Origin of the sequence: Bacillus sp. Cr_A10 (genome assembly GCF_029222665.1) — a bacterium.
Taxonomy (GTDB): Bacteria; Bacillota; Bacilli; order Bacillales_A; family Planococcaceae; genus Psychrobacillus.
This window is the reverse complement of sequence record NZ_JARHXR010000006.1, coordinates 37406-50125: the sequence shown is the minus strand read 5'-3', so window position 1 is coordinate 50125 and position 12720 is coordinate 37406. Positions and strand designations below refer to the sequence as shown.

The 12720-nt window shown below is 37.3% G+C and carries 12 protein-coding genes; all 12 read right to left on the bottom strand.

Annotation, left to right across the window (positions count from 1 at the left end):
* Positions 1-212: 212 nt before the first annotated feature.
* Positions 213-1097, bottom strand: a complete 885-nt coding sequence (locus P2Q73_RS03385) for an ROK family protein (protein WP_275783895.1) — start codon at positions 1095-1097, stop codon at positions 213-215.
* Positions 1098-1114: 17 nt separating this feature from the next.
* Positions 1115-2131 carry an SIS domain-containing protein gene (locus P2Q73_RS03380; protein ID WP_275783892.1) on the bottom strand — a complete coding sequence of 339 codons (1017 nt, stop codon included), beginning with the start codon at positions 2129-2131 and terminating at the stop codon, positions 1115-1117.
* A 13-nt stretch (positions 2132-2144) separates the two neighbouring features.
* Positions 2145-3083, bottom strand: coding sequence for a 1-phosphofructokinase (gene pfkB / locus P2Q73_RS03375; protein WP_275783890.1), 939 nt, complete (start codon positions 3081-3083; stop codon positions 2145-2147).
* The gene (locus P2Q73_RS03370; RefSeq protein ID WP_275783887.1) at positions 3080-3922 is read right to left on the bottom strand and encodes a class II fructose-bisphosphate aldolase; all 843 of its coding nucleotides are present in this window, start codon (positions 3920-3922) and stop codon (positions 3080-3082) included. The genes pfkB and P2Q73_RS03370 overlap by 4 nt, the downstream gene beginning before the upstream one ends.
* Before the next feature lie 74 nt (positions 3923-3996).
* Entirely contained in the window at positions 3997-4728 is a 732-nt protein-coding gene (locus P2Q73_RS03365) for a GntR family transcriptional regulator (RefSeq protein WP_056830394.1), read from the bottom strand.
* Positions 4729-4794: 66 nt separating this feature from the next.
* Entirely contained in the window at positions 4795-5985 is a 1191-nt protein-coding gene (nagA, locus tag P2Q73_RS03360; RefSeq protein ID WP_275783883.1) for an N-acetylglucosamine-6-phosphate deacetylase, read from the bottom strand.
* The gene (locus P2Q73_RS03355; RefSeq protein ID WP_275783880.1) at positions 5982-6665 is read right to left on the bottom strand and encodes a YesL family protein; all 684 of its coding nucleotides are present in this window, start codon (positions 6663-6665) and stop codon (positions 5982-5984) included. The genes nagA and P2Q73_RS03355 overlap by 4 nt, the downstream gene beginning before the upstream one ends.
* Positions 6666-6731: 66 nt before the next feature.
* Positions 6732-8348: an extracellular solute-binding protein gene (locus P2Q73_RS03350; RefSeq protein ID WP_275783877.1), complete on the bottom strand. Its 1617-nt coding sequence runs from the start codon at positions 8346-8348 to the stop codon at positions 6732-6734.
* A 34-nt stretch (positions 8349-8382) separates the two neighbouring features.
* Positions 8383-9261 carry a carbohydrate ABC transporter permease gene (locus P2Q73_RS03345; RefSeq protein ID WP_053591721.1) on the bottom strand — a complete coding sequence of 293 codons (879 nt, stop codon included), beginning with the start codon at positions 9259-9261 and terminating at the stop codon, positions 8383-8385.
* A 12-nt stretch (positions 9262-9273) separates the two neighbouring features.
* Entirely contained in the window at positions 9274-10275 is a 1002-nt protein-coding gene (locus P2Q73_RS03340) for an ABC transporter permease (protein WP_275783873.1), read from the bottom strand.
* Positions 10276-10303: 28 nt separating this feature from the next.
* Positions 10304-11455 (bottom strand): Gfo/Idh/MocA family protein, encoded by a 1152-nt coding sequence (locus P2Q73_RS03335; protein ID WP_053591719.1) that lies wholly within the window; start codon positions 11453-11455, stop codon positions 10304-10306.
* 103 nt (positions 11456-11558) lie between these two features.
* The gene (locus P2Q73_RS03330; protein WP_275783868.1) at positions 11559-12581 is read right to left on the bottom strand and encodes a LacI family DNA-binding transcriptional regulator; all 1023 of its coding nucleotides are present in this window, start codon (positions 12579-12581) and stop codon (positions 11559-11561) included.
* Positions 12582-12720 lie beyond the last annotated feature (139 nt).

Here is a 12720-nt window from a genome sequence, read left to right as displayed (position 1 = left end):
GCTTGATGTCAATATAAATTGGGTGAACGGTCAGAAATTATTTTATCCGATCACATTTTTGTGTATCCGGTCAGTAAATTTTCTATCCGGTCACAATTCTTTTTATCCGGACACAAATTTTTCTATACGGTCAGCAAGTAAAAAATGCGGACTCTACAAAAGTACCCTCGTCTAATACTATTTAGACGAGGGTACGTTCTTATTCATATTCTCTATTTTATTAAGGTTGAAGCTGCACCACGTAATCCCGCTTCTCCCTTATATGCACTTGCTTCAATACGTTCTTCTTTACCTTTTAATAAAGGATGACGAAGATACTGTCTAACCTCTTTTCGAACCAATTCGATAAGTTCTGGGTGATGATTGAAAATCCCACCACCAAGAACGATACAATGAGGATCTGAAAATACGATAATATGATATACTTCCTTTGCTAATGCAGTTACTGCTTCATTAACGATTGATAAAATATGGCTGTCGCCTTGATAATAATACTCCATCATTTCTTTCAATGTTAAATCGGGATTACCGAATAGTTTTTGTCCTTTTAATTCAAGTGCTGGACCAGAAACTAGTAATTCAAGCGTTGTTTCTGAAGTATCCGTCAGGCTAAATCCAATTTCTCCTGCCATTCCAGCTCCTCTTAAAAACGCCCCTTGATGAATCGAACAGCATGAAATACCTGTACTCAGTGTTACATATACCATGGTCTCCGAAGAAAATCCACGATTTGTATATTCCCCCCATGTTGCCATATATACATCATTATCTATGACAATTTTGGATTTAGGAAACTCATTAGCGAGCCTTTCTGCCAATGGGAAGTCTCTCCAAGGTAAATTATTCTGAAAGACTGCTATTCCTTTTTCCGTATCAACAATTCCTGGTATTCCGACTGCTATTCCTTTTATATCATCTAAATTGACCCGTTCATTCACACAAATAGACTTGAATGAATCAACTAATGATTGAAACAGAATTTCCCCATCATTTTTTTCACTTCGTATTTCGTTAACTTTTGCAACTGTTCCATCCTTTATAAATAGAGCCGTCGCAAGTTTTGTGCCTCCGATATCTGCAGCGAGAATGTACTCCATTTATACTCACCTTCCGATTATGACAATTTTACAACTTGTGTAAGATTTCGTGGCTTATCTGGATTAAATCCTAAATGCACCGCGCGTTGATATGCAAGTAATTGAAGATATGGAACATAAATAGCATGTCGGTTCCTATCACTTATTTTATCCGTCAATTCAATAATGTGATCTGCTACAAACTCTTGAGGCATCGGTCCAATAGCAAGTACGTATCCACCAAGCTTTTGAATGTCCTTAACAAGTTGTTGGTCATAGTCTTCGGTCTCAAGTTGAGTCAATAAAACAACTACTGTAGAATCATCTACGATAGATATTGGTCCGTGTCTAAATTCCAAACTTGAATAACTTTCGCATTCTGTTTGTGTCATTTCTTTTAATTTCAGCGTTGCTTCTTTCGCTAAACCGTTATATGAACCTGATCCAAGGAAGATAAAGCGTTTTTTCGATAAATCCTCTGCTACACCTTTTGTTAAAACTTCGAATGTTAAAGCTGTCCCTACCAACTTCGGAATTTGTTTTAGTTCATTCAAATTTTGATTAGAACTTGTTTGCTTTGCCGCGAAAACTTGGAGAGCAAACAGCATATTGGAAAATGACTGTGTCATAACAACACTTTTCTCTTTAATATGATCAAGTGAAAGAACTTGATCAGCTATGGTGGCCATAGGCGTATCTCCATTACATGTAACTGCCAATGTACGGATATCTGCTTGGTCTTTCAAATGATTGAGTGCGATAAGAATTTCGGATGTAGTTCCTGATCTAGATATCCCAACAACAAGATATTTTTTTCCTGGCACAATCGTCGTCGATGTATGAAGGAATAATTCAGAAGCAGGAACTGCAGAAGCAAATTGTCCTGTTACTGTTTGATAATATTTAGCAGCTGAAGCCGCTAAGTAAAATGATGTTCCACATCCTGTGAATAGGACATAGTCTACATTCTCATGTTCGATTTTTAAATTCTCCACTAGTTCAAGTGTCTTTTGAAGTTGGTCCGCCTGTCCGATGATTTCATTATAAGTATGCAAAGTTTTCATACCCCTATCTATCTTTAATTTTATTAATCGTAATTTGTTTCATTAATGCTTCCACTTGCTCTAAATCTATAAAACCAATTGCTTGATACATCGCATTAACTGATCCGCACGCTATTGCTCGTTTATAGGCAATACTAATCTCTTCATTATGAGCTAATCCATATAGCAGACCACCAACGAATGCATCTCCACTGCCTACAGTATTGACGACATCAATCGAAGGTGCATCTATTTTAAAATATCCAGTTTGGTTGACGAAAATTGCTCCTTCTCCACCTAATGTGAAGCAAACATGTTCGATTCCTTCATTAACAAAACGATTTCCTGCTTCAAGCAAATCATCTTCAGTTAAAGTATTTTTGCTTAGAATTGCTGCAATTTCATGTTCATTCGGTTTTATTGCAAAAGGCTTTGCTTTAATTCCGAATCGTAAAGCGTCACCGCTAGAATCGAGTATCACTTTCCCACCGTTAGCATTTATAATTTCAATAAGTTCTGCATATGCAGTTGATGGTAATCCTTTCGGTAAGCTACCAGACAGCGCAAACCACTTTACTTGTTTAGATTTCTGTCGTACCCAATCAAGCATTGATTGCCATTCCACTTTGGATATCTCTGGTCCACTTTCAAGAAGTTCTGTCACTTCACGAATCGTTGAATCTAGCACTGTTAAACAGATTCGGCTTTCACCACTAACTGGAATAAGTTCACTTGAAATAGACCGCTTTTCCAATAGCTGTCGAATTCTCTCTCCATTAATGCCCCCTGCAAATCCACCAGCATCTACCTTTGCACCTGAATATTGGAGAACCTTTGCGACATTAATCCCTTTACCACCAGCCTCCTGAGTAATAGCAGAAACGCGATTCGTACCTCCAACTGCCAATTTTTCAACTTCATACACTTGATCGATTGCAGCATTTAATGTAATAGTTGTAATCATTTTTGTAATATCTTAATCTTTCTTTTAACTAACTCTATTAATGCCTCTCTTGCAGGAATGAAATATTTACGAGGGTCATTTTCATGTGGATTTTCTTTGAAAAAGGCTCGAACTTCCTCTGCGAATAAATCTTTTAATTCCGTAGAGAAATTCACTTTTGCTATACCATAATCCAATGATTTTCGTACACTTTCTTCTGGAACTCCTGATGCTCCGTGCATAACGAGTGGAATATTAGTCAATTCTTGAATTCTTTCTAGTAAGTCAAATTGTAGTTTAGGTTCTTTTTTGTAATTACCATGCGCAGTTCCAAATGCAGGTGCAAACGAATCAATCCCTGTTTCACGCACAAATCGTTCTGCCATTAGTGGATCAGTTAAAAGAGCTAGACTCTCGTCAAGTACAAAGTCATCTTCCACTCCACCTATCTTTCCTAGTTCTGCTTCTACAGGGACTCCAATAGGACTTGCTGCATCTGTTACTTTGCGTACAAGTGCGATATTGTCTTCTAATGAAAGCTTAGAGCCGTCAATCATGATGGATGTATACCCCGCTCGTAAACATTCCATAACTACGTTAAATGATTCTCCATGATCAAGATGCAAAGCTACAGGTACTTTTGCTTGTTCAGCAGCAACCTTAGCCATCGCAATCATATAAGGCATCTCCACGTATTTGTATGTACTGGATGTGGTTTGCAGGATAACCGGTGAACCTATTGCTTCAGCACCAGCGATTACTGCTTTAATAATTTCTAAATTGTGCGCACCGAATGCTCCAATAGCATAGTGATTGTTATAAGCGTCTTCTAACATTTCTTTCGTTGTAACTAGTGGCATAAAACCACTCCTCTCGTTAGTGGGTTGTTGGTACAACTTAATCTATTTTAAAACTCATAGAAATTTCTATGAGTTTAATATAGATCTGTGTAAAATCTGCAACGATCTCCTCTTACTATTGATATACAAAACTCGACTGGTTGGTCGTTCGTGTCATATGCTGTTCGCTCCAATAACAACGCAGGCTTTCCTACTTTCGTCTTAAGAAGAACACTTTCCTCTTCTCTAATTAAAACAGGCTCGAATGCTTCTTTCGCACGAACAACAGTCACGTTATAACGTTCAGCCAATAAATCATAGAGTGATGAAGTTCCTACTTCATACAAAACCGACATATCTTGAACAACTGACTTTGGCATAAACGATGATTCAAGAATGATAGGCTCCCCGTCTGCCAAACGTAATCGCTTCATTTCAACAACACTTTCACCTACTGGAAGCTGCAATCCTTCTCTTACAGTAGCAGAAGGTTCAACTTCCTTTACTTCAAGCACTTGGTCCGTAGGATGAAGACCTTTTTCTTGTAACACTCTACTAAAACTATAAAATCCTCCTAGAGACTGTTCAAATTTAGGTTTGGAGACGAAGGTCCCTTTCCCTTGAACTCGATAAAGTGTTCCTTCCTGAACCAATTCTTCAATCGCTTTCTTCGCCGTATTTCTACTTACTTGAAACAAGTCCATCAAACGATTTTCCGAATCAATTTTATCACCAGGCTTCCATTCACCTGCTCGAATGCGGGCGTCTAAGCGTTGCTTCAATTGATGATATAGCGGTATAATACTTCCTTGATCTAACGGTTTCATATTATATTCATCCTTCTTCGTACGTCTTCACAATTTCAATATATCATCAATTCAGAAATTTTTACATCATTTGAATGCATCTTTACATTGGAAAGCAATAGTGCCTCTACAAATCGTAAACACGATTTCTCCATTCATACCGAGAATTACGATGTCAGCATCTTTTCCAGCCTGAATGGATCCTTTTCTATTAAATAGGCCTAAACGTTTAGCTTGGTTCACTGATGTTATCTGTAATTGTTCCTGTATCGACAGTCCTAGCCATTTAGCCAGATTCATCCTTGCATTATTCATTGTTACAATACTACCTGCAAGCGAACCGGTAGACGTTAACGTACATTTTTCATCACTAACTGTCACTTTCTGTCCACCTAAATCATAAATACCATCTGCCATCCCTTTTGCCCGTATTCCGTCAGTAATGACCAAAATCCGTTCTAGCCCCTTCATTCTAACTACAAGTTTCAATAAATCAGGGTGAAAATGAATACCATCTGGAATTACTTCAACATAAACCTCATCATGTAGAAGAGCTCCACCTACGACTCCTGGATCACGATGATGCAACCCTTTCATCCCATTAAATAAGTGTGTCGAGTGCGTTATTCCATGAGTAATAGCTTGTACAGCTTCATCGTAAGATGCATTCGTATGTCCCATCGATGGAATAATTTCCATTTTTCTCAGTTCCTTTAGTAGCTCAAAATCTACATCTAATTCAGGAGCAAATGTAATAATTTTAATTGCGTCTCTTGATAGCTTCTGCCATTCTTTGAACAAAGTAACATTTGGAGGGAGGATATCATGTTCCGGTTGGGCTCCTTTTTGATCTTTGTTTATAAAGGGCCCTTCCAAATGAATGCCTATCATTTCTGCTACACCAGTTTCACTATTATTTTCTTTGTAGCTCGCGAGATTCTTGAGCACATCACTAATTTGTGAGATTGGATTTGTCATCGTTGTTGCAAGATAAGAGGTCGTCCCTTCTTTAGCAAGTGCTTTTGCAATACCTTCAAAAGCTTCTTGCTTGGAGTCCATAAAGTCAAATCCGCCAGCTCCATGCACATGTATATCAATCATTCCAGGTATAACGTATTGATTGTCAATACAATCAATAACTCTTTCCCCAATAATAGGTGGGCAATCTACCATTTTCCCAACAGACTTTATTTTTTCTCCTTCAATATGCACAAATCCATTTTGTAAAACCGATTGTTCAAGAACAATTGTTGCGTTAATTAAATACATACTCTTCATGGTAAGGTACTCTCCATAATTAGCTTTTTTGTTTTCTTAGTTTCCTCTATCTGTAATGTTCCATCCGATTCACCTTTAAGTCGGAAGATTTGGGATGACATCCAAGTAAGAAACAGAACAGTTAAACTCACTCCGAAAAATGGAAGTAGACCCGGTATGAATAAAAAAATCCGATACAGAATATAGAGTCCTATAATAGATCCGATTATTTGGAGTGGAAATGAAATACTAAGTAAGAGAGATGTTGAAAAATAACGAGCAAATGGAAGTTCATAATGTGCAAATACCTGAAATATGTTCATCACCATCACTATGTACAAAATCGTAATCATGACGATCAACGTCAACATGAAGAAACCATAGTTCTCGTTCATCGTTAAAGTAATTTTTAAATTAATTGTGAGAAAATATCCAATGCCAATCAAAATGAGTCCAATCTTATTTGAAGCGATGAACTCTATTTTATACGTTGCCCAATAATGTCTCATTAGTGATTGTAAGTGATCCTGGCCTTGCAATCTTTTTCTCATTACTGCGAATAGCCCTACAGTAGCTGGTGATATTCCAAAGAACACAAGACCAAGCAGTGTGAACCCAATCCACATCAGCTGCAATACTGCTAGCAAAGTCACAAACTCTACAAACCCATAGAGCTTTCCTTTCCATCCATTTAAGTCCAATCAAACTACCTCCCTTAAAGGGTAAAACTCATACAAAGGAAAACCATTGTATGAGTATAATTTATTTTACTTTTCTTTTGTTGATCGATCGTAAGCTCCTTGTGCCAGCTTAAGATACTCTTGTATTCCCATTTTATCAAGTGTTTTCTTGTAGTCATCCCATTTACTAAAGTCTTGTTTTCCAGTAATAAAAGCAGCTGTCATTTCATCAATATATGTTTGTACATCTGTCATAATTGCACTAACTTTTTCCGTTTCATCCATTGTATAGTTCAACCCTGGAAGGATATCTTCATCTTTTATTCGATAAGGACGAGCCTTCTCAGCGTTTAGGATTGAATTTTCTTTACCTTCTGCACCTTGGAAAAACTTTTGTCTAACCACTCCAGGATAATATCCTCCTGGCCAAGTCAAATATTCACTTATTGCTTGGTCCATATTTAAACCATTCGGATTGTTTGTTATCGTATCTAAATACTTGAAGTTTCCAGCATCATCCTCTTCATATGTGACACCTTCAAACCCCATGAAGAACATCTTAGAACCTTCTTCTCCATAAAAATAATCCATCCAACGAACCATTGCTTCTGGGTTTTTTGCCTTATCGGTCAATACGAACATCCCCAGATTTCCAAGGCCATTCGAAACTGTATTATAAGCACGTTCTCCAGTAGGCCCTTCTAAGACCGGTACACCAATGTAACCGTCAAGTTTGTATAATTCTGCCGGGTCTACTTCGCTCAGCATACCAAAATTCCCTTTAGATGCTTCTGCAGCAAACACATGCGGTTCAGTTGTGAAAACATCTTGGTTGATTAAACCTTCTGTATATAGTTTGTTCAAGAATGTAAGCAATTCCTTGTATTCATCCGTAGTTGGAATAAAACGAAATTCTTCCGTACCTTCTTTAAAGTCGAGGTTTAAATTCATAGATCCTTGTTTGTTTAAACCATATGTTCCGCGCAAATAAGCAATGAATTCACTAATGCCATAGCCACTGCCCCATCCAAGCTCATCGGCTTGTCCATTACCATTCGGATCTTGTTCTTTAAACGCTTTCAATACTTCGTACAATTCATCTGTAGTTTCAGGTTCCTCTAGTCCCAATTTATCGAGCCAATCTTTCCTTATCCACGGTGTATTTGCGCGAAGTGATTCAAATTTCGGATCGTAAAATGTAGGGAAACCATAAATATTTCCATCCGCCATCGTTACTCCTTGTTTCACTGATGGATACTCCTCTAAAATCTTTTTAAAATTTGGTGCATATTCATCGATATAGTCATTTATCGGTAAGAATACACCTTGCTGTCCATATTTTACTAAATCTGTTTTAGAAAATGCTGAAGCAAAAAATAATTCGGGATAATCTCCAGATGCAAGCATTAAATTTCGTTTCTCTGCTAATCCCTCAATTTGCGTTGTTTCCCAGTTCACTTCGATATTCGTCATTTTCTCATATTCATCCCAAAGCATAAGTTTGTTCCAATCTTGCGATGCAAAGAATTTTGCTGCAAAACCATCCACTTGAATCTTTTCTTCAACAATTGGCATTCCCGTCGCTTTTACATTACCGGCATTTTCACTTTTTTCAGTAGCTCCTTCCTCATTAGAACAAGCTCCTAAAATACTAGCCGTTAGTAATAGACTTGCAGTAAAACAAGTAATATAGTTTTTCTTCAAAACATTCTCCCCCTTATTTATCCTGTTTACCTTGTTACCCTTTGAGTGATCCAATCATGACACCTTTCACAAAATACCTTTGTAAAAATGGATAGAGCATAAGCATAGGCAAATTTGCAACAATAAGTACAGCATATTTCAACCCTTCAACACTTAGTTGCTGAGCTAAAAAGCTTTCTGATGTCGCTTTAATCATGTCATCAGTTTGACCTTGAATAAGAATTTGACGAAGAATCAGTTGAAGTGGAAACTTCTCTTGATCCTGTAAATAAATCAATGCTTGGAAGTATGAATTCCAGTGACCGACTGAGTAGAAAAGAACCATTACTGCTATAACTGGAAGTGACAACGGCAAAACGACACTCCATAAAATCCTAAAATTTCCTGCTCCGTCTATCATCGCCGATTCCTCTAACTCATGAGGAATCGATTGGAAAAACGTTCGCATAATAATAATGTTCCAAACTGCAACTGCGTTTGGGATGATCATAACCCAAAACGTATTTAACATCCCAAGATCTCGAATAAGTAAGTACGTCGGGATAAGCCCACCACTAAAAAATATTGTAAAAACGATAAACGCCATGAGGAATCCGCGACCTTTTAAATCCCTTCGAGACAATGGATATGCCGCTAAAATAGTCATAACGACATTCAGAATCGTACCAAAAACTGTATACTTCAATGTGTTAATAAATCCATTTATAATATCCTCGTTTTGAAATACCTTTTCATATGCATCTAATGTAAACTCTTTTGGCCATAACCACATATCGCCTGATATGACATTCTGAGGGTTACTAAGAGAAGCACTAAAAACAAAAATTAATGGATAGATTACGAGAAAAGCGACAATTGCAAGAAATACATAGTTGAATACATTAAACGCGCGATCAGTTTTAGTTTCTCTCAATCTAGTCACCCCTTACCATAGACTTGTCTCATTCACTTTTTTTGCAATCTGATTTACCATAATGAGCATGATGAAGTTAATGAGCGAGTTGAACAGTCCTACCGCAGCTGAGAAACTATATTGAGCTTCCAAAATTCCACTTCGGTAAACAAATGTCGAAATTACATCAGACGTCGACATATTTAAATCATTTTGCATTAGATATACTTTTTCAAACCCTACAGCCATAACAGATCCAGCATTCAAAATGAAAAGAATAACAATAGTAGGCATGATTGCCGGGATGTTGATATGGATAATTCGTTGAAATTTTGACGCTCCATCTATCATTGCAGCTTCATGTTGTGCCGGGTCCACTGCAGCAAGCGCAGCAATATAAATAATGGAGCTCCACCCCATCGTCTGCCATACATCCGAGAACACGTACAAGCTTTTAAACCAAGCCGGCTCCGTGATAAAATCAATCGGTGAACCTCCGAAAAGTTGGATAATCTGATTGACTAGCCCATCTGTTTTCAAAAACAACAGGAGCATTCCTACAACAACTACAGTCGATAAGAAATGCGGTGCATATATAACTGTCTGTACGAATTTTTTATAACGCAAACTTTTTATTTCATTTAACATGAGCGCTAGTATAATAGGGATTGGAAAAGAAACAGCTAGCGTAAAAATACCAATTCCTAATGTATTTTTTATTAGTCTCCAAAAATAGTAACTATCAAAGAACCGCTCAAAGTGTTTAAATCCTACCCATGGGCTCCCCATAATCCCTTTTGAAGCAATGAAATCTTTAAATGCAATTTGCAAACCATAGAGAGGAAAGTAATGAAAAATCAGAAAGTATAAAATTACGGGTGTAAGTAATAAATACAGTTCCCAATTTTTTCTAAAAGACTTTTTCCATTCAACCCATACACTTTTCTTCAACTTTTGTCGATTTTTCAATGACTTCTTTTTCCCTCTATTGTCTGTATCTTCTACATAGCCTACGCCTTCACTCAAATTTGTCATGATCACACCCCTTTTCCTGCTATCCTATTTAATTGTGAACTATGCTAGATTCTTGTGAAATATTGACTACTTTACCGCCTGCACGTATAGATTCTGTTGCTGCACATCCGACTGCTACACTCATTCTCCCTGCAAATGGCGTTGTTAGAGGTTGTTTATCATACAGCACTAACTCTACAAAATCTTGCGTAATTTTAGGATCTGCTCCACCATGACTACCATCTTCAGGCTTCATCTCATAGGTAACATCACTAAAATCTTTCCATGAGTTTGTTTTTCGAGTTTTCAAGTATATTTTTCCGTTTACATCATCATTCTCTATACGACCTTTTGTCCCGATGAACGTATAGTTCCGTGAATAATCTGGTGTAAAATGACATTGAAGATAAGATGCCTTAATACCGCCTTCAAGTTCCATAATGAGCATATTATTATCTTCCACATCGATTTCTTCGCGAAATGCACATTCCGTAAATGTATGGGCAACATACTCTGGACACGTATTCTTTAATTCACACTCGGGACAAGTTAAGTCGTTTGGATTGTTCCCACCATAATAGTCAAGCCCACCAAATGCTGAAACTTTCGTCGCATACTTACCTGAAATCCAATGGATAACGTCAAGATCATGTGAACCTTTCTGTAACAGAAGTGAAGTTGTATTTTCTGATTTTCCATGCCAATCGTGGTAATAGAAGTAACCACCAAATCCGACAAAATGACGAACCCAAATACTCTTCAATTCCCCAATAGCACCTGAGTCAATTAATTCCTTCATCGTCTGGTACATGCTCATATAACGCATATTGAAACCAACCATTAAATGTTTTCCTGATTTCTGCCAAACGTCAATAATCCGATCGCATCCTTCTACCGTAATAGCAAGTGGTTTTTCAGAATAGACATGTTTACCTGCCTCAAGTGCTGCTATAACATGTTCCTCATGCAAATAATCCGGTGATAACACCGCAACTGCATCCACATCTTCACGTTTCAATAGTTCTCTGTAATCCTGTGTCATGAATATTGGAGAATCGAATTTCTCTTGAAACTTTGACAATCGCTCTTGAGAAATATCTGCGACCGCAACTACTTCTGATTCACCTTCGGGCTTATGCCAGTAGTGTGCTAGTCCGCCTCGAAGACCAACTCCGATAATGCCCATTCTTACTTTCTTCATTTCTCCACCCCATCAATATTTATTGTCATTTCTATCTCGGAAAATTTCCCGTATTTACGGATAACGTTTTCCCGTAATGCTTGATTAAGTAATCTCCAAAATTTCATGTAGATTGACGAATTAGTAATTCAAATGGTAATAAGGTTTTTAAAGCTATATTTGGATTATCTTCAATTTGATTCATCAGCGTTTTGGCTGCGATAACACCCATTTCATATTGAGGTATCGATATGGTCGACAATGAAGGAACTACATATTGAGCCATATCATTATTATCAATGCCGATAAATGCAATATCTCCTGGAATGTTAAGATCAAGTTCGTGTGCAGCCCGCATCGCAGCAATCGCTAGTAAGTCACCAGCACAAAAAATAGCAGTTGGGCGATTATTTTGAGGATTATTTAATAATTCCTTTGTAGCTTTATAGCTTTGTTCCAAGCACCAATTTGAATTAATGATCCAACTTTCTCTAATAGGCAATCCAAATTCATTCATTGCTTTTTTAAATCCTTTGAAACGTTTTTCGTTTGTCATTGTAATGTCAATTCCACCACCGATGAAACCGATATGACGATGTCCTTTTGATATTAGATGTTCCACTGCTTTAAAAGCTGCTTCTTCTCGGTCATAATCTACAGTGGAAATTGCATGATCACTATAGTTAAAGTCAACGCCCACGACTGGAATCATATCCTTGATTTCAAGAAGTATTTCTTCATCCACCTTATCAATCAGTAAAACCCCATCTACTTCCTTTTCCCTAATAATCTGATGAAAAAAAGCTTCGTCTTCCAAATCCTCATTACTTAACAGTAATAGCGAGTAGCCTGCATTATTCAATGTTTCACTAATACCGGAATATATTTTGGAAAAGTATGGGTTAGACTCGGCAAGACGTGGACTTGCAAGCCATGCGATTCTCCTAGTGCTCTTCTTTTCTTGCACGGAAGATGCGACAAGATTCCGAGCGTATTCGTTTGGTATATAGCCCAGCTCTTTTACAGCCTGCCAAACTTTTTTCTTTGTTTCAGGATTCACATTCCGTGAAGAATCATTTTTAATGACGCGAGAAACAGTAGTAATTGACACTCCAACGTGCTTTGCAATATCTTTTAATCTAACCAATTTTTTTGTACCTCTTTCCTTTTGCAACCGTTTTCAATTTATATAATTGTACTATATAATCCATAGCAATCTAGTACAATATTAAATTAAGTATAAATAGGGTCAACAGGTTGTAGGTACAAGTTAGTGCAAAAAAATA